Raw genomic sequence first — 25,778 nt, 5'->3', positions numbered from 1 at the left:
TCATGTTCCATACGCTGAAACTCCGCATTAAGAATATTGCTATATGGGAAAGCAGCACCGTCAAGGTGCTGGGATTGGTGGAGCTGATGCTGGGTATGGCATTGCTGATGCCTGCGGTCATTGCTTTTATGTATGATGAGGACCCGATGGTCTTCATTGTGCCCGCGCCCATCCTTTTGATATTGGGCGCGTTCCAGTATCTTTTTTTCAAACGCGGACAAACTCTGAGGCCGGCAAGCGGTCTGATGATGATATTCCTTGTTTGGTGGATAGCATTCTTTGTCAGTGCGGTCCCGCTCTATCTGTACGGCATGAGCTTTGTGGATTCCCTGTTCCAGGGGATCAGCGGATTCACTGCCACAGGCGCATCCATAATGAATGGGATATCTTCGCACAGCCTGGTCTTCTGGGTGGCATTCACGCAATGGGCCGGCGGTCTGGCTATCATCGTACTTTTCCTGTATTTGATCCCGATGATGGGATTGGGAGGTAAAGCCTTCTTAAATAATGAACTTGCAGGCTCAGAGTCGTACAATTTCTCGATGAAGATAAGCGGAGCGGTCAGCAATTTCGTTGCGATATATGTTCTTCTTTCTGCAGTAGAGGCTATTTTGCTTGTTATCAGCGGGGTCAGTGTTTTCGAATCGGTGACGACGATGTTCTCGACCATATCAACCGGAGGATTCATGGCAAACGGAAGCATGGCAGATTATTCTTTTGTCGTACAATTTATCGTTCTCGCTTTCATGTTCTTGGGAGGTACGAACTTCTATCTGCACTACCGTGCGATATACAAAAGGGAACTGTCCGCATACAGGACCAGTCAGGAGTTCATATGGACGGTCATCAGTGTCATAGCTTCAACTGTGATAATTATGGCAATTATTTTCGCTATCGGCAACGGGCAGATATCAGACATCGGCGGCACATTCTGGGATACTCTTTTCACAGTGGTGTCCTTCGGAACAACAACAGGGTACGCAGTTGTGGATCAACCGTTCTGGCCTATTGCCACCTATGTTGTATTTTGGTTGGTCATGCTGGCCGGTTTCATGTCCGGGTCCACATCGGGAGGGATCAAGATCTATAGGTTCCTGATCATCAAATCTTACATCACGAACGGTGTCTACAAAATGTTCCACCCCCTTGCGGTCAAAGACGTGAAGATGGACAACCAGTCCGTGAACAACGATGCGGTCGTATCGGCGGTGTTGGTTATCTCTATGTTCATAGGCACAGTCGTTGTTTCGTTGCTCATTACTATCATATTGGAACCGAGCCTGAGCATCTCGGAGTCTACGGGCTTGGCGGTAGCGGCTATAAGCAACTCAGGTGTGAATATGGGCACAGCCACATTTATGGAACTCAAAGATGCGACAAAGATATTCATGGCATTTATGATGTGGGTGGGACGTTTGGAGGTCATTATCGCACTATTGCTATTCACCAAGACGTTCTGGTCAGATCTAGCAATGGACATAAAGGGGAATAGGGCAAAAAGAGGGAAGGCCTGATCAATCGGCGTTTCTGCAGGCGTCCAATATCCTTACCACTGCCGGGTCGCCCGGTCTTTTCTCGTTGATGGCGCCGGCAACGATCTTTGCTTCTTGTAATTTTTTTTTCTCGACGAGGCAATATGCCAGTATCTCCATCGCCATTGTGTTCTCAGGATCCGCCTTGATCGCTTTCGATGCATACGCGCCGGCACTTTTTGATTTCCCCTCGATCCACAGGAAGTATGACGCCAAGGCATCTGCATCCGATGAGCTCTTATTCTTTTTTAGGTTGTCCTTTACGAACTTACCCGCTTCCTTCGACATACCTGCGGATATCATAGCCGAGCAGTAGCATTTCTGCACGTTCAGGTCATCAGGCGCTTCGGCGAGAAGTTCTTTTGCCAGTTTCACCGCGCGGTTGTGATCGCCGCTTGCGGAAACAGAATCTATCATCATCGCAGTGTCATCGATCGTAGGGGTTGACAGTTTCCCATATGATGCGGTGCACTCAGAATATTTTCCAAGATCAAAGGACACAAGCATAATCTCTCTGAACATATCATCGCCTCCGAGGACATCAGCAAGCAGCTTTTCTGCCTCAGCCGGGTAACCAATACCACGCAGGCCTTTGGAAACCTCAAGCCTGTTCTCGTCCTTTATATTGCCGACGATGCCGTCAACGATCTTTTTTGCACCTTTCTCATCCCCAATGACCTTCAAAAGCGATGCACAGGTCAACAACGTGAACGGGTCATCAGAGAAATTATTGGCCATTTCCCGGATCTGTATCGATGCCAGGTCAGTTTTGCCGGCCCGTATGCTGGATTGTATTTCTTTCAGAACTTTCTCTTTCTCCATTTATTTGTATATCTCCTTGATAATGATAAAGATTGAGTCTGAAATGCCTGATTGATGGATTCAAATATTATCATGAAGATATAGTATGGTCAGATGATGCTCAAAGGATTCTCCATATACGGCCTGTTCGGCGAATATAGCTACGAGATTGATCTCAGCGACAGCAACATAACGTTCATCCATTCGCTCAACGGATATGGAAAATCCACAATAATGAAACTTATCAATGATATCCTGAAAGGGAACATTGATGAGGTGGGGAACGTCAACTTTGAGAGAATGGATCTGAGGTTCGACAACGGCACCGCCCTCATAGTTGAGAATGACGGAGAACAACCGCTCTTACAAATGCAGAAGAACGAGCTGGAAGAGGAAATTCAGCCGGAAGATCTGAAGAGCATACTGGATGTGCTCTATATTTCGCCGGACAGATCGATCATCATGGGGTGCGGAGAGCTCAGGCCAGCATTAAACATATACATGGAAAGCTTGATGGAAAAGCTCAGAGACGCGAAAGAAGACAACAAGCTCGCAAGCGTCCCGAAAAAGGGCAGGAAAGAATATAACGACGCTGAGCTGGAATTCTGGAGCAAGGACCTCAAGGCAAAGCTGGACTTCATGAAGCGTGCAGGGATGGAACCGGATATGCCATCCGGGCGCAGATTCCCACCCACAAGGTTCGAGATAATGAAGCACAGGCAGGACTACGAGGATCTGGCATTCTCTGTGGAAGAATATATCAACAAATATTACGAACTTGCCGAGTCAGCGATTGTTTATGTAGATATTGTGAACGATCTTCTGGTAAGGAAAAACATCTACTTCAATGAAGGAAGCATCCTGAGCGTCAGAATGGACAACGGCGCTGCGTTGCCGATAGATAAGCTGTCTTCGGGGGAGAAGCAGATCCTGATAATGTTCTATCTGTTCCTTTTCGTTGCAAAGCACAAGTCCCTGGTGATAATCGACGAACCTGAGATATCCCTCCACGTGGCATGGCAGCAGAGCCTCGGAAAGACATTCTCCGATATAGCCAAACTGCGCGGGTTGCATGTGATCGTCGCAACCCACTCACCTCAGGTGATACATGACAAATGGGATTTGTCTGTTGAGCTGAGGATTGAAAATGATAAATGATCTTACTTCATTCGATATAGCTAACACCGTCTCAATGCTGAGATCGTCACACAAGGGGCCGATCGTAGTCGTGGAAGGTGTGACCGACTCCCGTTTGTTCGGTAAATTCATTGACAGGGACGATGTGAAGATCATCATCGCCCACTCCAAAGATAATGTCAGGAGATCCGTTGCCGAGGTATGGGGTAAAAGGAATGATAAAAAAGTGATCGGGATTGTGGATGCAGATATCGACAGGCTTTTGGGTATGACTGTCAACCCGCCGATCTTCTTTTCCGACAAAAGGGATCTGGAAGCCATGATGATGAGCTCCGGCGCCCTTGACGATCTGCTGGCAGAGTATTCCGAACCGGAGCAAATAGAAAAGTTCGAAGAGAAGTACGGATCGATAAGAGAGGTCATTGCGAGATCATCGTATCCGATCGGACTGTTGATGTTCATCTCAATGACGGAGGGGATCGGATTATATTTTAAGGATATGGACTACTCTTATTTCATAAACAAAAAGACGCTGGCTATAGACATAATGAAGATGATCAATTCGGTTTTTGCACAGTCCGTAAACAAAAGCATTGGGAAAAAGGATCTTGCCGATAAGATATTCGAGAGGGAAGAGTTGCTTGACGATCCATGGATAGCGGTCAGGGGGCACGATGCAGTGGCCATACTGACCATAGGATTACAGAACGCATTCGGTTCATATAATTGCCTGGGTATAAAGGATGGTCAGGTGAGCGGCGCACTGCGGCTGGCGTTCGGGCTGGATTACTTCGAGGATACGGATCTTTACAAAGACACGGTCAAATGGTCTGCGAGGAACGGTTTTGTTCTGTGGATCAATCAATGATCAGATCTTCTTTTTTAATTCCTTCAGATGTCTCGATCATCTTCCGGACCCTTCTGTCGCACTCGTCAAGTATCTTTCTGCAGTGATCTCTCAGAGCGATCGCCCTCTCATAGATCTCCAGTGCCCTATCGAGCTCCAGATTTCCCATCTCCAATTCATTCACGAGCTGCTCTAGCGTCCTCAGACTTTCTTCGAATGTCATTTCATCTGCTTCCATCATCTCATCTCCACTTTCTTGACCTTTGCCTCTGCCTTTCCGTCTTTCAGTATTATGTTGATTTCCTTCCCGATATGAACCTGCCTTGAAGAAGTAAGGGCTGTACCGTCATAATCGGTGACCAACGCGTATCCTCTGTCCAGTACTTTCATCGGGTTTATGCTTTCGAGCCTTTCGGAGTACCTCTGAAGATCCTTATTGCTGTTCTCAAGCATCCTTTGGATCCTGGTATCCATTTTTGAATCGGCCTTTATGAACCTTCTCCGAGAGGTCTCAGCTTTTCCGATAAGCGCCGAGTTCATCCTCGAATACAATTCGTCGAGTCTCATCGAATGCATCGATACCTTTTGTTCAGCGCGTTTAGGATCAAGCTTAGAATCCAATATCCTGAACCGATAATGCATCCGATCCAATACTCTCAAGAGTGATTTATTCAGTCTGATCATGTCGGTATCCAGATGTTTGTTAACCTCTTTGCGGTCTCTTAACGCAAGCTCTGCGGCACCAGTCGGCGTAGGAGCTCTGACATCAGCGACAAAGTCGGCTATGGTGAAGTCTGTTTCATGCCCTACGGCGGATATGATCGGGGCCTCCGAAGATGCTATAGCTCTTGCGACGACCTCTTCATTGAACGCCCATAAGTCTTCAATGGACCCCCCGCCCCTTCCCACAATGATAATGTCCACGCCTTCTTTGTTAAGAGACTCGATCCCTTTGACAATGGATTCGGCGGCACCCTTACCCTGCACCTGTGCAGGGTATAGGAGGATATCGGCAGGGAAGAGCCGGCCGGAGGTTGTGATAATATCATGTATTACGGCTCCGGTGGGAGATGTCACAACACCTATCACCTTGGGATAAAGCGGCAGCTTCCTTTTTCTTGAACTGTCGAACAGACCCTCTGCTTCGAGCTTCTTTTTCAGTGCCTCATACGCAAGGTACAGATCGCCCACGCCTGACCTCTGCATGGTCTCCACAATGAATTGGTACGACCCCCTCTCAACGTAAAGATCGACCCTTCCGAAAGCAGAGACCTTCATGTTATCCTGAGGTTCGAAATCTATCCTTCCGCGCGACGGTTTGAACATGACGCCGCGGATCTCGCTGCCGCTGTCCTTGAGCGTGAAGTAATAATGTCCGGAAGGATATTTTTTTAAATTAGATATCTCCCCCATGACCCAGATGTCCTTAACAGCAGGAGACTCGGACAGTATGGATCTGACCCTCGTATTCAATTGAGTTACAGTTATCGTCTCCGCCATGAAATCCCGATGTATCTAAGGTTTAATCTATTTACTGTTGCACGTCAGGCTCCGTTCGGGACAGACGAAATACACAGTGAGTTGGTTGCGGTGAAACTTATTTTAATTTATAACATTATAATACTCTAATAAAGAGGGATGAGTTAATGAATAACGCTAAACAAACACCAACTTCAATCGAGAGCCGCATCACCGACGTGACTGTCTACCTCTCCGGAGCTCAGATAACCCGGAAATGCGCCGTGCCTGCGGCGCAAGGGGCGCAGAAATATGTCTTTAAAAAGCTCCCCGGGCGATTGCAGCCGGAAAGCATTCAGGTCTCTGCAGGAGAAGGCATAGTCATTCATTCTGTGGAGCATGCTGTCAACTATCTTCAAACAGCGGATTATTCCGGCAAGATCACACAGCTTCAAAAGAAGCTCGATGTTCTGACCAACGATCGCCAAAATGAATGGAACAAGATAGAACTGGGGCAGTTAGAAGAGAACATGTTCGCAGAGAACAGAAAACTTGCCGGAACAGAATCGGGGCTGAAAGCAGACGAGCTCAAGGCCGCCATTTTATTCTACAATGAAAGAATGGCCGCCGTTCGGGAAAGTCGCATGGCCTGCAACCTAAGAATAAAAGAGCTGAATGAAGAGATAAACTCGATACAGGCTCAGCTTGGCAGATATACCGGCACACGTTCGGAACCGGTGAGCGAGATCACCGTTACCCTTGCCGCAGATGGGAACTCTGCCGGGAAAGAACTGACACTGTCATATTTCATCTTTGACGCAAGCTGGGCACCGTCCTACGACATCCGTGCGAAAGATACGAACAGCAATATTGCCCTGCACTATAAGGCCAAGGTGTCCCAACATTCCGGTGAGAACTGGGAAGAGGTCAAGATGACCCTTTCCACTGGCAACCCCCGTGCGGGCGGCGTCTGCCCGCAGCTGAACCCGTGGTACATTGACTTCTACAGGGAGGTACAGCACAGCCAATTCCAAGCGTTCAATGCGGCACCGGCTATGAAAATGAAAAGCGAGCACAGCCTCAATCCGTTAGAAGATATCCAGATCCAAGTGAGCGAAGAGTACAAACCGTCTGTGACCGTGACCGAATCGGTGACAAGCGTGGAATACAACATCACCGCCCCATATACCGTCGCCAGCGGCGACGGCGGGCAGGATGTGGAGATAACCGTACATTCCCTGCCCGCAAAGTACCGCTATTACAGCATCCGAAAGCTGGAGCGCGAAGTATTCCTGCTGGCGGCTGTCAGCGGATGGGAGCAATTGAATCTCATCGCAGGGGAAGCGTCCATCTTCTTTGAGAACAGGTATGTCGGTAAAGCATACATCGACCCGCGCCGTGCCGATGAAAATATAGACCTGTCGCTGGGTGTGGATAAATCTGTTATCGTAACGCGCATTCGCGGCAAGGATTTCACAGCAAAAACCCTCACAGGTGGTAACGTAAAGCAGACCCGCCAGTGGGAGCTTACCGCCCGCAACCTGAAGGCCGTTCCGATCGAGATAGAAATGTTGGACCAGGTCCCTGTTTCGGTGAACAAACAGATCACGGTCGACATAACGGAGGTCTCGGGTGCCGATCTGGACAAGGACACAGGCACACTGACGTGGAAATTCACGCTGAAGCCCTCCGAGTCCAAGTCAGCCTCTGTGAAGTACGTTGTGACCAGCCCGAAGAACACTACGGTTCTTTTGGAGTAAGAAGGCATAAGGATATAGCCGCTGCAGTCGCGCAACCCTGCCGTTCAGGACAAAAATAAAACATCGGGGGGTGAACCCCCCGATAAACGGTTTTCGACTCTTACTTCTTACTTCCCTTTCTTTTTGTCACGCAGGAAGGATATGCCGCCGAGGATACAGACGATTATCACCGGCAATATCCATCCGGTGTAGAAGGCCGGGTTCACAAAGTAGCCGAGCAGTATGTATGCTATTATCAATCCGGCTATTCCGATGACCCCATACTTCCTGAGGATCGCTCCGCCGCCCAAGAGCAGCATGAATATTATCAATATGACGAACATTATGATAGCGACGATCACTCCGGACGACAGTCCCTGAAACGTCGTGTTATCGATCACATTTTCAACGATCGGCTGTATGATCAAGCCCAATACTACCGGCACTATAATGACCAGTATTATTGTCATAACTATCCCACCCAGCAGCGACGAGCCTACGCTCTTTTTTTCTTTTTTCTCTGCCATTATTATTCCTCGTTATTTTCTTTTTAACAAACCTTTGTTCTTTTCATACGGAATGTACTTAGAACCCTGATTCCAGGCGATCTCCTTTGCAACCCTTATAGCATCCTCTTCCGTTTTGGTCCTTACGGTCGCTTTGGAATTACCTTCGCCTTTTACCTGCCATCCGCCGTCCGGATGGGGCAGAACATACTGATCCTTGCCCTTCTTTTCGGCGGATCCAAGTTTTGATGCCATATTCATGAATTGCAGTTGCATATTTATTAAGATGCGGTCGTAATTCTTGTGTTTTAGTTAAATATGACCCATAATATACACGATATATGGACATGGAGACCCTGCGCAGGCTGGTGGATCCGGAACTGTACGAACATCTGGATAACCTTCTTGAGATGTGCAATACACCCTATGCGGTGGAGAATGGCATAGAGCTTGTCAGTGCGAACAAAGAATCTGTGTGGATGAAGAAGACGGTCACCCCTCAGGATCTGAACAGCAACGGCGTCGTACACGGCGCGACAATATTCGGTCTTATGGACCAAACGTTCGCCGTAATATGCAACATGGATGTCCGCACGGTCGGTCTTTCATGCAATATCATATACCACCGCCCGTGCTTCGGAAGCGTCATTGAAGCCGAAGCAAAGATCATCAATAGATCCAGATCGTTGATGACCGTCGATGTGTACCTTTGGTCTGAGGGCAAACTCATCTCTACGGCTGCCTGTATCGGTTTCATCACCGAGAGGCCTAAGAGATGAGCACGAACAAATGCCCCCACTGCGGAGAATATATTCAAAAGAACAGTCTGACGTGCCAGAAGTGTTTCAAAGAGATACCGCGCGATCAGCCGTTGAGCCCGGAATATGTTATCAAAGAGGATAAGAAAGAGAAATCCGGAAAACCTCCTACAGTCGCAGTGCTGCTTGCCGTGATACCTCCATTCTTCGGCCTCCTCGGTCTCGGTATGATATATCTGGACCATAGGGACAAGAACGGATACTGGATATTGGCCATAGGGCTGGCGTTGTTCCTGCCGTTCTTGGCATTGTTATATATAATGAGCAGCTCGGGCTTCCTGTCCGCCGTTCTGTTGTTCATTGTGCTCGTGATAATATTCCTTCTCTATGCCTCGGCGGCAGCGGCAGCATTCATCGAGACCGTGTTCGGTTCGGTCTTCAGGATACTCAAATTTTAATATTTGCCTTTGCCCCTCATATGTATCATGAGCTCTGATGTCATTTGTGCCAGATGTATCGCTCTTCTCCCTGTTCCGATGCAAGCGGGGTCGTTCCTCAAGAGCCTTCTGTAAGCTTTTCTTATTGTGATGGGCTCGTCCGAAGGGAACCTGCATTTGAGGCTGATCGGCATCTTCGCCGAGACCGACGGCATGATCGAGGTACGGTGCGTGAGGCCCCAGTTGCCGTATGTCATGTATCTACCGAACTCATGCTTGCCGTCGTATGCGGCAACATTGTTCCCTTCGATCATCTGCGATACTTCTCCCGTCACTTTCTTCTCCGGGTCTCCGGCGTAGAGATCTTCGGCATATATCTTCCCCACCGCAGCAAGATAATCGAGCTTCTTCTTTCCCAGCTGTTTCGGATCATAAGATATGATGTTGTGGTAGACCGTCTGATATGTACCGCTCTTAAGATCCACTTTGCAGATGGCTATGTCCGCTATCTCATCGTAAGGATAGCCGTCAGGGCCGGTCGGGAGCGCCTGTATTACGAATATATCGTCTGCCACGGCATCTGTTATGTGGACGGTATAATTGTACTTTCGCCGCTTTCGATCCCCTATCTTAAGTATAAATATTCTTATGGCGTGTTCGGAACATGCGCCGCGCAAAGAGCATCGATGAGCTTTACGAAGAGGTCAAAGGGTTTGATGTGGTCCTGACCAACGACGCCGCTCTCGCGACAGCGCTTAATGCGAAGATAGACACTCCGAGGATAGGAGGATTCGCTTATACTCCGAGACATGTTGCGGATAATGAGGCCGTTCCTTTCTATGGAACGGGTGCTCTTAGCGACCTGCAGATAATCACCGAGATCGCTAACGAAACCGGATTCAGTCTCAAATACATACACAGCGAACTTGAGAACATAAGGAACATAAGGAAATACAAAAAAGAAGTAAAAAAATATCTTTACACGAAGTCATCAAGAGAGGTCTACGATTCCTTTCTGGGACTGCAGACAGTAGAGAAGATGATGGACTCATACATCCCGGAGAAAGGCAGGTTCTTCGAAGGGAAGAAAGTGGCCGTCATCGGCCTGGATTTTTTTGATGATCTCGATAAGCACTTCATTCCTCAGGATCATATCGAGATAGGGATATTCACTGACGGAAACTATGAGATCGACATCATTTATGAAGTGGGGAACGACAGGCAGCTTGCCGAGAACGCCGTCGATCTGATAACAAAGGAAACGGCGAACGATACCGCGATCGTTATGGATACATCCGGGCCGATCGCAGATGCGGTAAGGGCGGCCCTGTACAGAAAAGACATACCGTTCAAGAACACAATGTCGGTGAAAGACCTTTCTCAGGTCAGAGATTACATTCAATTCCTAACGGTTTCGCTGTCGTATGAGACACTGAGAGTGAGGCATGTAAGGGAGCTGTTCTCGGGCTACAAAGGATTTTTCAATCAGAGAGAGGACGAATATCTTCTTTACAAAATGGAACCCTTGTTGGAAGGGAGGCAGAAAGAGCTCACACTCATTGCAAAGAATATCAGAGAAATGACATTCCAAGAGGTCTGCGAAAAAGTGGTCGGAAGCGTCCACCGCCCCCAGATAACTATGCTTCTCGATGATATGAGGATGAAAGATGTAAAGATAACATCCAGGCTGGTGAACGAGCTGACCTATGCGGTCAACAACATAGATGATCTGCGCCATAACGAAGAGATCCCGGATAAAGAAAAGAAGGGCGTTCTGCTCGCAGACTGTTTGAAATCAATGTATGTGGACAGGCCGTTCGTAATATATCTCGGACTGGGGCCGGAGTGGTCACATGTGTCGGTGGGGAAGGAATATGTCGACAAGGAGGCAGAGGCAGAGGTCAACATGTACAGATTCTCTGTGCTTCTGCAGCAGGGCGTTTCGAGAGTGTATGCGGTCAATTCAATGAGGAACGGCAAAGAATCGACCCCCTGTCCGGTGTTCGAGCAGATAAAAGAATATGATAAAGTTCCCGGGGAAGTCCCCGCTGTCGTATCAACATTCGATGAAGTGTCGAAAAAGGTCGTTAAAGGACAGTGGACGTCGCCTACGGCAGATGAACCGGTCTCAAGGGGAGAGGAGATCGTCGATGCGGCCGAGTCGAAAGAATGGAAGTTCTCCAAAACCACATATAACAATTATTTCGCCTGTCCCCGCGCATACATGTACGTGTCATTCATACACATGCCCGACTCCGAGCAAACTATGTTAGGGAACATCATTCACCAATTCGCCGAGTTCTATCTCTGTTATCCCGAATTGGTAGAGGGAAAGATCTACGACTTTACGGAAATGGTACGCGAGAAGTACTCGGGGCTGTCGAGCCAGCAGATGCAGGACATCGACTGGAGCAAGATCAGGATATGTATGACCAACATCATGCGTTTCGTAGATTCTCTAAAGATCGAGAGTGTCCCTCTCGACATGGACAATTCAAAAAGAAAATACAAGAATATGTTCATGGAAATGAACAAATGCGAAAAATACAGCAGCATGACCGAGACGGCATTTGCGTCTTCCGTACATCCTCTGTCAGGCAACTTCGATCTGGTGACTGGAAGCAGGATCGTAGATTATAAGACCGGGAAGGCAAGCAGACCCGCCGATGTGATGAAGCATATGAACACATCAAAGAGACAGGATTTCTTTGAATTCCAGCCGCTGATATACCTCTCGCTTCTGAGGGAGAATGCTCCGCCGCCGTACAGGTTCAGTTTAGTTTATGTCGCAGCGAACGACGTAAGATCCGTCACCGATGATGATTTCACAATCTATGAGAACATCTGCGACGTCCACCTTCTGAAAGAGGATATGCGGGAGTTCCTTTCCGATCCGAATTCGGACGCAAAGGATGATTTCGGGAAATCATACGCAAAGGTCAGGGAAGGGTGGACCGCATTCGTCAACAAAGCGTTCGAGTCGGGAGAGGATAATTGTAAAGAGTGGAAGGACAACGAGCTTCTGATATCATCGCTGCTGAACACATTGGGAATGAATGACACAGCGACCAACAGGAAGAACATATCCGCTGCGTTGAAGAAACTTTCCGACATAATATCGGAAGGCATGTTGTCCAGCGAGAATAAGGTCATTGTCCCGTCGGACACCCTTGAAAATTTCCTTTTGCGCATAGATGAGGACCACAGCCGCGCGTCGGTCCTGAAGTATACGGATTTCCCTGCGGAACCGAGGCGGAATTGCAATAAGTGCGACTTTTTCAAAGCCTGCACCAGAGATAAAACCGAGATCGATGCGGGTGAGAAAGATGAGTGAACTCAACCCCTCGCAGAAAGCTATCGCCGAGGCATTGGACGGCATGATCGTGGTTGACGCCGGGCCGGGGACAGGCAAGACACATACGATAGTTGACAGATTCATGAATATTCTCAGAAAAGAGAACATAGGCACAAAAGACGTCCTCCTTCTGACCTTCACAAGGAACGCCGCAAGCGAGATGGAAGAACGAGTGAGGGGCAGGATGGCCGCCACGGAGTTATCGGGGTCATCAAAGTTCATACAAACGAGCACTTTCGATTCCTTCTGTTATTCCGTGGTAATGGAGTCTCCGGAGACCGTGAGCAGGTTCTTCAGAATGGATGAAATCCTCACAAGGAAGGCGTCGCTCGTCGAGAACAACACACTGAACATTGAGTATTTCACGGACTTCTTCGACAGGTTCATGATCTCCCGCCCTAATGAATACGGAACGCAAGGGGTCATAGCATCTCAGAATGTCCCCGATCTTTACGGAATAATCAACGAACTTATGTCGAGAGGCATACTTCCTCTGAGGAAGGGGTGGTTCGGGGGCGACGACGGGAAAAAACTGTCCGGTCATCCCGATGAGATATATGCATCGCTTTCGGCTTTGAACAGAGAAACAAATTCAAACGGGAGTTACAAGCTGTCAAAGTTCCTCCGCGAAAAAATGGCTGACGACCGGGCGTTCTTCGATAAATACGGTGTTTCGGAGAAGGAACCGCTCCCGGATGAAATGATCAAGGAGGCCGCCGAAGAGAACAGGGCCGATATCCTGGCACTTATCCACGACATCTACTACGAATACATCAGAGCATGTATAGACGACGACAGATTGACATACGGTCTTGTGGCATCTTTCGCTTTTATCGTCCTTTACAGCGACAAGGGAGTAAGGGAAAGGATGTCCGTGAGGTATCTGATGATAGATGAGTTCCAGGATACCAACGAGAACCAGCTGATGATCGCATTGATGTTGCTCAAGGAACCGAACCTCTGCGTAGTGGGAGATTGGAAACAGGGAATATACGGGTTCAGGCATGTTTCTATCGACAATATCCTGTATTTCGAGGACAGAGTGGCCGCATTGAGGAGGATACTGAATGATGATACCGTAAGGGTCCCGTTCATGATGCCGGAAGTGAGAAAACTATCTCTCAATGAGAATTACAGGAGCTCGCAGTCAATAGTCGACGCAGCTTACGACTCCTTATATATTCCCGCAAAGAAAGACGAGTTCATCGACACCGATAAACTGAACAATGATATAACTAGGATCGCCGCAAAAAGGGACGACATCGGCAATGATACGAAGATAGAATTCGTTTCGACAAAGGCCAGAGAAGACGAGGCCGCCGAGGTCGTAAGGACGATCGCGGGTTATGTAAGCGGTGATTATAAGATACATGAGAAAATAAACGGGAAAAGCGTCGAGAGGAGACCAGATTTCGGCGATATTGCGGTATTGTGCAGGAAGACCGATCTGTGCCGCACCATAAGCGAGGCAGCGACCGCATCCGGGATACCGGCATTTCTCCAGGGCGACGTTGAAGTGATGTGCACGAGAGAGGGGAAACTTGCACTTGCCTGGTTGAAATACATAAACAACTGGAGGGACGAATGGGGAATAGGTCCGATCATGGCGGATGCCGGTTATTCTCTGGAAGATATCCTGAAGATGAGAGAGGATCCTCCGCAGGAATTCTCAAAAATGAGAGATACGCTTTTAAGGAAAAAGAGACGCATCACCGACCTGATATCATCGATATTCGCATTCTACGGCCTGAACAATGACATAACCCAAACAATAATCTCGGTGGTCTCGTCATCCCACAGGGAATCGCTTCTGACGATCTCCGATGTCATAAGCATGATCGAAAAGGACATAGACGATCATACAGAGTATCCGGTCGACGGTATGCTGGACCGCAAAGCTGTAACGATCCAGACCATGCACAAATCCAAGGGGCTGGAATACCCGATAGTGATAATCGCCGGCGTGGATCAAAGCGTTATGCCCGGGAGGCCGCGCGATATGTCCGTTTATTCATTCGATGAAAAAACAGGAATAAGGTGCAAGAAAGATGTTTCCTCTTTCGGGAACGATTATTCGAAGATAACGAACTCATGGAGGACGCTTCTGGCAAAGCACACGCTGACCGCAGATTACAGCGAAGAAAGAAGGCTGATGTTCGTCGCGGTCTCCAGAGCCAAACAGTATCTTACTGTCATATCCGGACCGAAGCCGTCACCCTTCTTTGAACATCTTTCTAAAGGACGGGTAAGGGAATGCGGTTCAGGAGACATCACAAAGATGGATCTCAGGGTCGAGTCCGAGCTGATACAGGCCCCGGCGGTCGGGGATCTTGTTCAGAGAAGGATCAATATCGGAGTGCATGACATAATGCGTTTCGGAGGCACGATGCATCCTGATAACGACGTGGACGAAGTATCTGGAAAAGGCAGGGAATATGGAACAAAGATACACGATCTGGCACATGCGATGGCAACACGCCATGATGTGAACGATGACCATACGGAGATACCTGTGATAAAAGAGATCATCGCCTCTGCCGAGGCAGCGGGTATGATATTCCCAGAAGTGGAATGTTCACTCCCGGTCAACGAATTCAACGTTACTCTGAAAGGTGTGATAGACCTTCTTGTCCTGAAGCCCGATGCGATAGAGATACATGATTACAAGACCGACGAGGATCGATCGAACGAGGGAGAATACAAGATACAGCTGAGCGTATATGCTTATGCGGCATCCGAATATTATGGCAAACCCGCAAAATGTATTATCGATTATGTTTCCAAGAAAAGGACAGTCGAATTCGATCCTCTACCCAAGGAAATGATCATTGATAGAGTCAAAGAGTATATTGCCCTATTGCGCGTACAGGATTGATATGGAACTGCGGGGACTCACTGATGAAGAGGTCAAAGAGAGGATATCCCAAGGAAAGGTCAATAAATTCGAATCGCAGGTGAGCAGAAGCTATCTGGACATCTTGGCGAAGAACATACTCACGCTTTTCAACCTGATATTGTTCATTCTCGGCGCAGCTCTTCTTTATTTCAACGAACCGATCAGCGCCATATCCGCAGTAGGTGTCATTCTACTCAACATTTTGATTGCTACAGTACAGGAAATGAGGGCAAAAAGAAGGCTGGACAAAATAGCTTTGCTCCTGAGACCCACCGTGCATGTTCTCAGAAACGGTGAGGAGATACAGATCGATCCGTCCAAGATAGTGATGGATGACATAATCCCTCTGTCATCGGGGGATCAGGCACTTGTCGACGGCGAAGTATTATACTCGGCATCGCTGGAGATGGACGAATCGTTGTTGACCGGGGAATCCAATTCTATAAGGAAGCGCGACGGAGACGAGATACATTCTGGCGCGTTCTGTATAACCGGAAGCGGTCACTATAAAGTAACGGCTCTGGGAGAGGACACCTTTGCATCAAAGATGCTGGAAAGCGCCAAGAAGTACAAAAAAAAGAAAACTCCTTTGCAGAGAGAAACAACGACCATCACGAACATACTGATGATCACCGCATTGGTTTTTGTGCTAATCATCGCGGTACGAAACACCATTGTTGCTGACGGACCTAAACTCATGGCAATGAAGGCGGTTGTTGCCCTCGACATTGTTCCGATCGCATTATTCCTTCTGATAACTATAACATACATGATCGCCGCCGTGAGGATGGCCAACAGCGGCGTGCTGCTGCAGAACTCGAACTCCGTTGAGTCGATGAGCCACGTAGACACAGTTTGTATGGACAAGACGGGGACGATAACCACAAATAATCTTGTTTACGAAGGAATGGAAGCCTTCATAGATGAAAATGAAGCTGAGAATATAATCCGGGTCTTCGCATCCTCTACGGGAAGCAAGAATCGCACGGTGAAGGCGTTGGAGAAAGAGTTCGGGCCGAAGGAATCCACCCTTATGGAAGAGGTCCCGTTCTCTTCAGATAGGAAATACAGTGCCGTAAGAGTATCATCGGAAGGAACAGCACAGACGATATTCATGGGGGCGTGGCCGTCGCTTAAGGGACATGTGAAGGGTGCCGACATTTCGGATAAGGTTTCGGAGATATCCAGAAAAGGATTGAGGACAGTGGTCATTTGCAGCGGCCCCGATATGCAATTATTTGACGGAGAAGAACCGATTATACCCGAACTCAAGCTTGTAGCATTGATCGCAATAAGGGATGAAGTAAGGCATGACTGCAGAAAGATCATAGATGAATTCCAGACGAACGGCATGGAACTCAAAGTTATATCCGGCGATGACCCGGAGACGATCAACGCACTGTTCTCTCTAGCGGAGATACCCGGAGAGAGGAACATCATTTCAGGCAATGAATTGGATTCTCTCTCCGAAGACGATATCGATGATGTTGTTGTAAGAACAAATATCTTCGGTAGGATGAAACCCGAGCAGAAAGAGATGGTCATTAACTCGCTAAAGAAGAACGGACGCTATGTTGCGATGGTCGGGGACGGGGTAAATGATGTCAGAGCGATCAAATCAGCTAATGTAGGCGTTGCATTGCAAAGCGGCAGCGGCGCAGCGAGAGGGGTCGCAGACATGGTCCTGGTGGACGACAGATTCTCTGCACTTCCGAAAGCAATTACCGAGGGAAAAAGGACGGTCACCGGAATGAGGGATATCCTTCGTCTGTATCTCACAAGGAACTTCGTGCTTGCAATTGTGATCGGGGTTTTCATGCTTGTAATAGGGAAGATCTCCATGCTGCCCGTACAGAATACGTTGTATGCGCTTGCATCCGTTTCTTTCGCCGCATTCCTGATGGCCATATGGGCGAAGCCGTCGAGCAACAAAGCTATGATATTGCCGGGGGTGCTGAGATTCTCGATACCGATGGCGGTGATAATCGCTGTGTTTGGGTTCATTGTGTATTTCGTTTTCTCACATTTCACAGATAACGGCACATTCGATCTCGGAAAGAGCTTCTACGAAGGGATCTATAACAGTTACGGAAGTTCCCCGATGTGGAACAGTTTTGACGATCCCTATCTGGGACGCACTTTTTTGGATCACATGATGATAACTTACGGCTCAAGCCCGGAAACATTTACTGAGGTGACAGCAAGGAATGCAATGCTTACTTTCCTTATTCTTTCGGGAATAGCTCAACTGTTCCTGATTTACCCCTTATTTAAGTTCTATTCCATCAACGGAGAGGTCTCCAGAGATCTCAAACCATCGATACTGGCACTGCTGCTTTTTGCCCTCGTTGCATTGGTGTATAACATACCGCAGGTCGCAGTAGGATTAGTATCGCTCGTTGTGTTCCCGCCGGAGTATTTCTTGTTGATCTTCGGGTTCGTTGTGTTATGGTTCTTCGTTGCGGTTTTCTTGTTGAAGAGCAGGCTGATGAACAGAATAGCAGATGCAGCCGAGACCGGATTCGAAAAGACTGTCGATCGGGAGCAAGAAAGAGAAGAATGATCAGGGACGATAGTTCCCGGACTTGTACATCTCTATCATAATATATGATGCCATTTTGGCATCCGACATAGCACGGTGGCATTGTTTGTCGCCTACACCGGCGGGGTCGCCGCTTGCAATCGTTCTGTAAGCGTAGTCAAGCTTAGGGAACCTGTAGCTCACTCCGTAGAACTCGCTGGGGAGTTTACAGACATCCGTGGCAGCTTTCATTATGTCCGTGCAGACGTTGAATATCCCCCTCAGACACCACGGCTCTCTGAAAAGGAAACTATCCATGTCGAAGGGTACGTTGTATGAAGTAACAGTCTTTCCTCTGAGCAGATCGATAACATCCTTTTTCACATTGGAGAAGGGTCTTGCTGCCGCAACAGCATCCAAGGTCAGATCTGTATTTTCGAAGATCCAGGCCTTTGTTCTGTGGTCTCCCCAATCTGTAATGTCATAACCCACAACTGAGGAATATACGTCTTTAACAAGACCTTTTTCGAGATCGACCGAGCAAATACCTATATCCACGACAAGGTCTCTAGGTCCGCCGCCAAGGCCTGTTGTCTCGGTATCAATTACGTAGATCTCATCAGCAGCCTTGAAGTAATCCTCAATATTCACGATGCCACCCTTGATCTTGCTGAGGATCGATCCAATATCCTCATGACCGTTGCCATGATGACAAGCATTATCACTCCGGCGATAACGGACACAAACATAATTGCGACCGTTATTGTGTTGTCTGCTTCGATAACAATGAGGTCCTCACCGGGGGTTTCTGACTGATTGTGTTCTTTCAGCGGGAGCGGCAGTGCAAAGCTAACCTCCACATTCTCTGTGACGTTGTAGAAAACAAATCGATATGAGCCGTCCTTCTGGAGAGTGGGCGGATCGCTCAGAGGTCGTCCTGATGTTGTGCGGTCCGGTTCGCCGTATTGATCGAGGATATACAGCATCATCCCGGCTTTTCCAAGGTCATACTTGTCTGAAAAAGCTAATATTTCCAGAGTACCTCCTTTCTGTATCGTTTTTGGTATCGTGGCATCTATGTCGTTGGTCGGGTCGTATTGGATCACTACGGTCCCGTCCGAAGCAAATGAAGGCGGTGCAAAAAACAGAACGACCATTGAGATCGCCGTTATCATGAACACTGCTGCCTTAAGCTTCTTCATGCGTTCGCTGATAGTCTCAAGATATAAAGAACCGATTGTAGTGGATCCCCAGGCGAATAATTTTGATTTATGGTTCGTTCATTTTGGTGGGCAATACAACTACATATTTTTTTCAGACCATATTTTAAATACCGTTTTTACATACTTCGCTATACATTCATTGTGGGGAAAGGGGGCTGTAATCAGGTTTCATGGGCTCCATGAAAGGTCCAGGCACCGATCTATCTGCATGAAATGGAAAAATATACCATTGGTGGTAGAAAAATGCAAAAGAAAATCATCCTCAAAGGATCAAAAATCATTTAGACAGCATTATTTATTGCCGCAGTATCAGTTCTTGTTGCAGGGGTCGTGTCATTAGCGCCCGCTGACGATGCAGATACGCAGAGCGGCGTGCCATACATAGACGAGAACGGAACAACTCAATTCAAAGATAATGTGACAATAGTGGATCATCTTTCCCAGATAACACTGGATTCGGGATGGTATCTTTTCACCGGGACACTCATCCCTGATATACAATACGCTGTCCCCATCACAATAAATGGTGATGTGCACATCATCCTTGCCGATTATTGTGTGACGATATTAGGCGGTCCGATCGATGTGACCGCGCCTAACAGTCTGACAATATATGCTCAATCGACCGATATTGAAAGGATCGGCAGCCTGACGGTTTACAGCCGTCTATACAACGCTTGCATAGGCAGTTTGAGCATATGCGGCGACATAACCATCAACGGCGGATACATCACGACAGCCAATGCCCATATGAATGCAGGCATAGGTTCGGGGTCGGGCTATTCCGGCGGATCTGTTACCATAAACGGCGGCATTGTGTATGCAAGAGGCGGAGCGTACGGTGCAGGCATCGGGGGCGGTGCAGGCACTTATCTTGACCGCATTACTATAAACGGCGGCACTGTGACGGCGATAGGCGGTTCCGGGAACAGCGGGGCTGCAGGCATCGGGGGCGGCTACGGGGTTCAAGAGAGCGGCGGCACGATCACGATCACCGGCGGCACGATCAAAGCGTTTGGCGGAAGCAGCAGCGCGGGGATCGGCAGCGCAGGTAATCAATCCTTCTGCGGCACGATCACAATATCCGGCGGCGACGTAGAGGCGACTGGCGGACATTATGGCAATAGTTCCGGCGCAGGCATCGGTGGTGGCAGCTGCATATACAATTGGCTGTCCGTTGTCTACGGCGGAGACAGCGGCGACATCCTGATCTACGGTGAAAATACCAAGGTGACCGCAAAAAGCGGAGATGGTATATCTCCGGACATAGGAGCGGGTACAGATGGTCTCGGCCACTACGGCCAGACCGATAACATTCTTGTGATGTTGTCCGAGGGCAATCTGCTCGGAACAGCAGGCAAAATAGGAAATACGGTAAAGTTCACAGCGAACCCCGCATCAGCAAATGCGGTGGAGGCAGAACTCCCGGCACCATTCAATATGACGATCGATCTTCTGACAGGTCTAGGGACAGGAGCAGAAGCAAAGATGATGTCTGCATTCACAACCACGGGAAGCGCAGACGATTTCGTCTTCGGACTCAACGGCTATGACAACAGCCCGATCGTGAAGACGGGCGGAGAGCTTATGACAAGCGGCGCATCGGTCGACTTCATGAGACCCCATTACACAGTAACCATAACGATCGTCGGCAGCGGTTCAGTGGAAGTAAGCGACGGAACGGGATCATACGGCACACTCAGCTCAAGCGGAGAGGTCTACGTACCGACAAACGTGGCTGATGTTGTCCTGACCGCAGCTCCGTCAGTCAGAGGCACTGTAGAGTGGAGCGGAGAAGCGTTCGGAACAAATCTTCAATATAATCTGATCATGGGCTCCGACAGGTCTGTAACAGCTATTTTCGGTCCCGCCGCACAGGCAGACCTCAACATCACCGCAACATCAGACTCTGGTTCCGTCATATCCCCCAGAGGGGCTGTCGCTGTTCAGGCGGGAACAGACAAGACATTCGACTTCTATGCAAAGAGCGGATATGTGATAACTTCAGTCAAGATCGACGGTGTTCCCCTATTCAACGGGAAGGTCAGCAGCGGGCAGTACACATTCTTCGGTGTTCTTGCGGATCATTCGATATCTGTCACCAGCGTTGCGGAAAAAGTCGCTCCCCCGGGTACTCTTGGCGTACCAGATGTCCCCGGAAAGTCAGAATACATCATCACCGCAACTTCAGATAAAGGAGCGACAATATCGCCAAACGGAACCTTTAATGTTCTCGGAGGAACGGATATGACGTTCAGATTCACTGCGGGAGCGGGGAATGTTATCACATCTGTGTTGATAGATGGGGACCAGCTCTTTAATGGGAATGTCAACAGCGGGCAGTACACCTTCTATAATGTGCAGTCCGACCATATTATAACCATTGCGAGTGCGGTAGCAACACGGTCGGATTCAAGCGATGTCGATTCAGGCGGAACGAGCGGTATCGGGTTATTGGCGATAGGACTTTTGATACTGCTGATCATTGCAGCTTTGCTTGCACTTTTCCTGCTTAGGATCAGATCAGGTCTCTTTATCAGTGTGGCGAATAACGGCGAGGTAATCTCAGGAGTGGGTGTGACATACAGCGTAGAGAAGGGCGGAAAGATCCGCGGCGGTACGGTCTATACGAACTCTAAAGGCAAGTGCAGAGTAAGGGCAAAGAGAGACTCCGTAGTGACAATAACCGCGGCCGTGAAGGATGGCAGGACAGTGTCGGGCCTTCCGATCGTCGTGGCGATGGAGAACAGGAAAGAGTACTTGGAACTCTCGCTTATGTAAGACAGAGTTGCTTTTCTCGGAAACATGAAACTTCTTCACTCTTTTCTTTTTCAAAAAATCAAAATAAAAGCTGTACATCTGTTATAATGTGGCAGCAAAAATAACGGTCCTAAACAAAGAGTACGGCGTAGATCCCGGAACAACCATCTGCGACGCGGTACGTTCAATCGGCTTTATTCCGGACGCGTTCGTCTTTATGATGAACGGGAGACCTGTCCCGATGGATACTCAGATCGCAGACGGGGACGTGATCAAAGCGGTCAAGGTCGCATCAGGCGGATGAGATATCATCTATCTTCTTCAGATCGAGCCCGTATTCCTCGGATGTCTCTAACAAACTGTCTGCGTTGGCAATGAAAGCATCCACAAGGTTAGGGCCCTCAAGCCTCCCTCCGCTATTCGAAAGGGAGTCTTCCTCCGGGAATTTAAGGTCCACATAAGGAATGGTTCCTATGAATTCCATTCCTGTCAGTTCTTTTATTTTTTGAATGGCGCTATCAAGTATCGTCGGATCCCCCCTGAACCTGTTGATGATGAATCCCTTCAGCAAGGGACGGACATCCTCGGGCATAAGCAGCCAGGTCCCGTACAAAGCGGCGAACACGCCGCCCCTTTCGATATCTCCTATCAAGATGGCCGGTATGTTGCGCTCTCTCATCATTCCGATGTTGGCGATATCTCTCTCCATAAGGTTCAATTCGGCCGGCGATCCGGAGCCTTCGCAGACGACAGCGTCGTATTTTTCAGACAGTCTGTCAAAGGCTTCGCAGGCACTCTTCATCACCGCTTTCCTATCCATCGGTTCTTTGTCAGAGATGCTGCCTTGAATTCTGCCGTTCACGACCAGCTGCATTATCCCGTTCCCGCATGGTTTCAGCAGCACCGGGTTCATTTCGCTTGTTGGCTCTATTCCAGACACCCATGCCTGGAAAGCCTGCCCGGTACCTATCTCATTCCCATTTTTAGTGACGAATGAGTTCAAAGCAAGGTTGGAGGCCTTGAACGGTGCGACGCTGATGCCTTCTCTTTTCAGATATCTGCAGTATAATGCGGTGACAGTTGTTTTCCCGGCACCGGAAGAAGTACCCAGGAAGATCACTTTCTTCATTGTTCCTCCCCCAGTATTTCCATTAGTTTTCCCATATCGAGGTTCCTCTCGAAAACATTTGCCAATTTCTCTAAGTTCTCTTCTATCAGGTCGTCATAGTCTTTCGGTTCCGTTCTTGAGAGTATCTCTTTTCCTCCCTTCACGAACGAAAGGAAGAATCTTCTGAACGCCGGCTTTTCTAAAATTCCGTGAAGATATGTTCCGAACAACATCTCTTTCTCTCTGAACGAACCTTCAAGCTCTTCTCCGGATATGCGCTCCATCCTGAACAGCGGCTCTTCATGCGTTTCGCTGATCCCCATATGTATCTCGAAGCCTGTGATCGGTTCCCCAGTTCGGATGAGAACCCCCTCGTCAAGGATCGTCACCTTTTTGTATTCATTCCATCTGGCTATATTGTTGAAGAGACCCAACCCCTTTGTCGTTCCCGCCGGTCTGTCTTCGATACCATTAGGATCTTCCAGCGATCTGCTCATCATCTGGTATCCTCCGCATATTCCGAGTATCGGAACCTTTCCCTTAAGTTTGACGATCGCTTTGTCGAGACCTTTTTCTTTCATCCATTTCAGGTCGTTGATCGTGTTCTTTGTCCCGGGTATGATTATAGCATCCGTGCCTTCCAGATCTTCGGGGTCGGTCACGAATGTGACCATTGTATCCTCTACATAAAGAGGATCAAGATCTGTGAAGTTCGATATTCTGGGGAGCTTGATGACAGCTATCTTCATCTTCCCCGTGCCTCTGCTCTTTACACCCCTGAACGCTTCGGAGTCCTCGTGAGGGAGCTCCAGTTCCGCATGCGGAATAAGACCTATGACCGGGATGCCTATGATCCTCTCTAATTCCCTTGCCCCGGATTCCATTTTCGAGATGTCCCCGCGGATGTTGTTGAGTATTATCCCTTTGATCCTCTTCCTGTCTTCTTCGGGGAGAAGTTCCACAGTGCCGACTGCATATGCAAAGGAGCCTCCCCACTCAACGTTCACAACGAGTATGCATGGAGCGTCGGCGATTCTTGCGGCGCCCATGTTCGCGATATCTCTGTTGTAGATGTTGATCTCAGCCGGAGAGCCGGCACCTTCCATTACAACAAAGTCATAATGTTTCTTCAGGAAACCAATGTTCCTTTTTACGATCTCAACGCCGGGGCCGGGTACGAACTTCTCGTAGTAATCTGTGACGTTATAGTCGCCGTAGGGCTCACCTTCAACGATAACCTGGGACATCATGTCGCCTTTCGGTTTCATGAGTATGGGGTTCATATGTGCATCGGGATTCTTTAGGCCCGCGGCCTCGCTCTGCAAGGTCTGGATCATTGCGATTTCATGTCCTTTCCTAGTTACCTTGGAGTTCAAACTCATATTTTGGGATTTGAAAGGAGTTACGATGTACCCTTTTCTGTGGAGGATCCTGCAGACGGCTGCGACAGTGATCGATTTCCCCGCATCCGATGTTGCGCCGAGGAACATGATCGATCTTCCTTCTTTGTAGAATCTTGCTTTAGCGGCAGGGAATATGTCCTTGATCCTCGGATCCTTTGGATCGGTAATGCCCATTCTTTTTATTTCTGACATAACGAACTTCGCCACCGCGGGACGATGTATGAACAGACACGGGGAGCAGTCCCAAATTTCGGAACCTCTCTTGGAAATTATATTCTGGCCGAGGTCCGCATCGCGGCAGGGATAGAATGGGCAGAAGCAGAACGTGCAGTCCTGGCCGGTGAAATGGCAGGGATGGTATGGACAAAGCTCGTTCGAGCCTATCCACCCGCAGTCGATCTCTTCTTTCACTTTTTTTGTTATGTTGTCCATCTTATCCTTCGGACAAGAATACGGATATTCAGATAATAACTTTGCATCAGATATTGCGGTTCATGAGGTCGTTGGTATATTTCAGGTGCAAAGTGTGATGATGGGTGCGGGAATGATCAAAGAAAAAATTGTCAGAATTTTTCGTAAAGGCAATTTAAAGAAAGATTACTTTCTTAAAAATATCACTAATAAAAAAATTTACAAAAAATTTACATGATTTTACGTTATTTGATGAAGCAAGAAATGCAGACGATTCTGCCCCATTCATAGAATTCACTCTGTCTGCGCTTCTCGATATTGTAAAAATACAGGAAAAGCACAGAGATGAGCACAGAGATGAGTCCGTTTCGGGAGAAACGCTATCTGTTCTGAAAGCTCTCGAAGAAAAAAGCCCGTCACGTAATGAGATCTTCTCAGAGATCGGTCTAAAGAACGACTTCAGGGCGTTCAAGCGCAACATCGAGCCCCTTACAATCAAAGGATACATTGAAATGACAGTCCCAGACAAACCGAGCAGCAAACTGCAAAAATACGTGCTGACAAAGAAAGGCAGAGAATTGTGCAAATAATTTTCGATTCAGAATCTTATGATCTGTGTGGCTCTTAAATACAAGAAGATACTGTGCATGGCTTGCATTTGATCAATGAAATCATGGACACAATAGGAGTGTTAAAAAATGGCGTACAAAGTAGAAACAAAGTATGACGATGGATACGAGAGCAAGAAAGAATTCGAGAACCTCTCGGAGGCAAAGGCCTACTTCCAGAACGTGGATGAGAGAGACATCGAGGTAAGCACACTTTCCGATGAGAACGGAGAGGTCATCGCAAAGAAAGAAGGTAAGAAGAGGAAGTAAGAAAGAAT

23 protein-coding genes are annotated in these 25,778 nt (G+C 48.2%); 13 read left to right on the top strand and 10 right to left on the bottom strand.

What is annotated here, in order from left to right; all coding sequences use genetic code 11:
* The first annotated feature begins 2 nt into the window (after window positions 1-2).
* Entirely contained in the window at window positions 3-1,514 is a 1,512-nt protein-coding gene (locus Mpt1_RS03395; protein WP_148305818.1) for a TrkH family potassium uptake protein, read from the top strand.
* Here Mpt1_RS03395 and Mpt1_RS03390 read toward each other — a convergent pair whose 3' ends face one another.
* Window positions 1,515-2,354, bottom strand: a complete 840-nt coding sequence (locus tag Mpt1_RS03390; RefSeq protein ID WP_048112161.1) for a tetratricopeptide repeat protein — start codon at window positions 2,352-2,354, stop codon at window positions 1,515-1,517.
* 93 nt (window positions 2,355-2,447) lie between these two features.
* Between Mpt1_RS03390 and Mpt1_RS03385 the strand changes: the two genes are divergently transcribed.
* Together Mpt1_RS03385 and Mpt1_RS03380 are read left to right on the top strand one after the other, a co-directional pair.
* Complete coding sequence (locus Mpt1_RS03385; RefSeq protein ID WP_048112159.1) at window positions 2,448-3,491, top strand: AAA family ATPase; 1,044 nt, start codon at window positions 2,448-2,450, stop codon at window positions 3,489-3,491.
* Window positions 3,481-4,338 carry a DUF4435 domain-containing protein gene (locus Mpt1_RS03380; protein WP_048112157.1) on the top strand — a complete coding sequence of 286 codons (858 nt, stop codon included), beginning with the start codon at window positions 3,481-3,483 and terminating at the stop codon, window positions 4,336-4,338. Before Mpt1_RS03385 ends, Mpt1_RS03380 begins: the two co-directional genes overlap by 11 nt.
* Here Mpt1_RS03380 and xseB read toward each other — a convergent pair.
* Both xseB and xseA read right to left on the bottom strand, forming a co-directional pair.
* A complete protein-coding gene (gene xseB / locus Mpt1_RS03375) occupies window positions 4,328-4,558 on the bottom strand; it encodes an exodeoxyribonuclease VII small subunit (RefSeq protein WP_048112155.1) in 231 nt (76 codons plus the stop codon). The genes Mpt1_RS03380 and xseB overlap by 11 nt on opposite strands.
* Entirely contained in the window at window positions 4,555-5,817 is a 1,263-nt protein-coding gene (gene xseA, locus Mpt1_RS03370) for an exodeoxyribonuclease VII large subunit (protein ID WP_048112152.1), read from the bottom strand. Before xseA ends, xseB begins: the two co-directional genes overlap by 4 nt.
* 146 nt (window positions 5,818-5,963) lie before the next feature.
* Here xseA and Mpt1_RS03365 point away from each other — a divergent pair, with 146 nt between their 5' ends.
* Window positions 5,964-7,535, top strand: coding sequence for a DUF4139 domain-containing protein (locus Mpt1_RS03365; RefSeq protein WP_048112150.1), 1,572 nt, complete (start codon window positions 5,964-5,966; stop codon window positions 7,533-7,535).
* Window positions 7,536-7,642: 107 nt separating this feature from the next.
* Here the strand turns inward: Mpt1_RS03365 and Mpt1_RS03360 are convergent, their stop codons facing one another.
* Together Mpt1_RS03360 and Mpt1_RS03355 are read right to left on the bottom strand one after the other, a co-directional pair.
* Window positions 7,643-8,041, bottom strand: a complete 399-nt coding sequence (locus Mpt1_RS03360) for a hypothetical protein (RefSeq protein ID WP_048112148.1) — start codon at window positions 8,039-8,041, stop codon at window positions 7,643-7,645.
* A 12-nt stretch (window positions 8,042-8,053) separates the two neighbouring features.
* Window positions 8,054-8,275, bottom strand: coding sequence for a DUF2188 domain-containing protein (locus Mpt1_RS03355; RefSeq protein ID WP_048112146.1), 222 nt, complete (start codon window positions 8,273-8,275; stop codon window positions 8,054-8,056).
* Between the two features lie 86 nt (window positions 8,276-8,361).
* Between Mpt1_RS03355 and Mpt1_RS03350 the strand changes: the two genes are divergently transcribed.
* Window positions 8,362-8,799, top strand: coding sequence for a PaaI family thioesterase (locus tag Mpt1_RS03350; RefSeq protein ID WP_048112144.1), 438 nt, complete (start codon window positions 8,362-8,364; stop codon window positions 8,797-8,799).
* Window positions 8,796-9,236, top strand: a complete 441-nt coding sequence (locus Mpt1_RS03345; RefSeq protein ID WP_048112142.1) for an Rcat domain-containing protein — start codon at window positions 8,796-8,798, stop codon at window positions 9,234-9,236. Before Mpt1_RS03350 ends, Mpt1_RS03345 begins: the two co-directional genes overlap by 4 nt.
* On the opposite strand, the gene Mpt1_RS03340 is transcribed toward Mpt1_RS03345, so the two are convergent.
* The gene (locus Mpt1_RS03340) at window positions 9,233-9,790 is read right to left on the bottom strand and encodes a 3'-5' exonuclease family protein (protein ID WP_048112140.1); all 558 of its coding nucleotides are present in this window, start codon (window positions 9,788-9,790) and stop codon (window positions 9,233-9,235) included. The two genes, Mpt1_RS03345 and Mpt1_RS03340, sit on opposite strands and share 4 nt — an antisense overlap.
* A gap of 89 nt (window positions 9,791-9,879) precedes the next feature.
* Here Mpt1_RS03340 and Mpt1_RS03335 point away from each other — a divergent pair, with 89 nt between their 5' ends.
* Genes Mpt1_RS03335 through Mpt1_RS03325 form a run of 3 tightly spaced genes read left to right on the top strand, consistent with a single transcriptional unit; the run spans window position 9,880 to window position 18,029 of the window.
* Window positions 9,880-12,549 (top strand): PD-(D/E)XK nuclease family protein, encoded by a 2,670-nt coding sequence (locus tag Mpt1_RS03335; protein ID WP_048112138.1) that lies wholly within the window; start codon window positions 9,880-9,882, stop codon window positions 12,547-12,549.
* On the top strand, window positions 12,542-15,445 hold the full coding sequence (locus tag Mpt1_RS03330; RefSeq protein WP_048112136.1) for a UvrD-helicase domain-containing protein: 2,904 nt from the start codon (window positions 12,542-12,544) through the stop codon (window positions 15,443-15,445). Before Mpt1_RS03335 ends, Mpt1_RS03330 begins: the two co-directional genes overlap by 8 nt.
* Before the next feature lies 1 nt (window position 15,446).
* Window positions 15,447-18,029, top strand: coding sequence for an HAD-IC family P-type ATPase (locus tag Mpt1_RS03325; protein ID WP_048112134.1), 2,583 nt, complete (start codon window positions 15,447-15,449; stop codon window positions 18,027-18,029).
* On the opposite strand, the gene Mpt1_RS03320 is transcribed toward Mpt1_RS03325, so the two are convergent.
* Window positions 18,030-18,638: a 3'-5' exonuclease gene (locus tag Mpt1_RS03320; RefSeq protein ID WP_238603151.1), complete on the bottom strand. Its 609-nt coding sequence runs from the start codon at window positions 18,636-18,638 to the stop codon at window positions 18,030-18,032.
* On the bottom strand, window positions 18,635-19,189 hold the full coding sequence (locus Mpt1_RS03315) for a hypothetical protein (RefSeq protein WP_048112130.1): 555 nt from the start codon (window positions 19,187-19,189) through the stop codon (window positions 18,635-18,637). Before Mpt1_RS03315 ends, Mpt1_RS03320 begins: the two co-directional genes overlap by 4 nt.
* Before the next feature lie 351 nt (window positions 19,190-19,540).
* On the opposite strand from Mpt1_RS03315, the gene Mpt1_RS03310 reads away from it, so the two are divergent.
* Both Mpt1_RS03310 and Mpt1_RS03305 read left to right on the top strand, forming a co-directional pair.
* Entirely contained in the window at window positions 19,541-21,991 is a 2,451-nt protein-coding gene (locus Mpt1_RS03310) for a hypothetical protein (protein WP_048112128.1), read from the top strand.
* An 88-nt stretch (window positions 21,992-22,079) separates the two neighbouring features.
* The gene (locus tag Mpt1_RS03305; protein ID WP_238603150.1) at window positions 22,080-22,274 is read left to right on the top strand and encodes a MoaD/ThiS family protein; all 195 of its coding nucleotides are present in this window, start codon (window positions 22,080-22,082) and stop codon (window positions 22,272-22,274) included.
* Here the strand turns inward: Mpt1_RS03305 and Mpt1_RS03300 are convergent.
* Entirely contained in the window at window positions 22,263-23,099 is an 837-nt protein-coding gene (locus Mpt1_RS03300) for a cobyric acid synthase (protein WP_048112124.1), read from the bottom strand. The genes Mpt1_RS03305 and Mpt1_RS03300 overlap by 12 nt on opposite strands.
* The gene (locus Mpt1_RS03295) at window positions 23,096-24,913 is read right to left on the bottom strand and encodes a cobyric acid synthase (RefSeq protein WP_052399268.1); all 1,818 of its coding nucleotides are present in this window, start codon (window positions 24,911-24,913) and stop codon (window positions 23,096-23,098) included. The genes Mpt1_RS03300 and Mpt1_RS03295 overlap by 4 nt, the downstream gene beginning before the upstream one ends.
* A gap of 164 nt (window positions 24,914-25,077) precedes the next feature.
* Here Mpt1_RS03295 and Mpt1_RS07910 point away from each other — a divergent pair, with 164 nt between their 5' ends.
* On the top strand, window positions 25,078-25,482 hold the full coding sequence (locus tag Mpt1_RS07910; protein ID WP_394295795.1) for a Fic family protein: 405 nt from the start codon (window positions 25,078-25,080) through the stop codon (window positions 25,480-25,482).
* A gap of 108 nt (window positions 25,483-25,590) precedes the next feature.
* Window positions 25,591-25,770, top strand: a complete 180-nt coding sequence (locus Mpt1_RS03285) for a hypothetical protein (protein ID WP_048112120.1) — start codon at window positions 25,591-25,593, stop codon at window positions 25,768-25,770.
* The last annotated feature ends 8 nt before the right edge of the window (window positions 25,771-25,778 follow it).

The sequence above is a fragment of the Candidatus Methanoplasma termitum genome (genome assembly GCF_000800805.1).
Taxonomy (GTDB): Archaea; Thermoplasmatota; Thermoplasmata; order Methanomassiliicoccales; family Methanomethylophilaceae; genus Methanoplasma; species Methanoplasma termitum.
The sequence above is the reverse complement of the archived record's forward strand: the minus strand, read 5'-3'. Positions and strand labels throughout refer to the sequence as shown.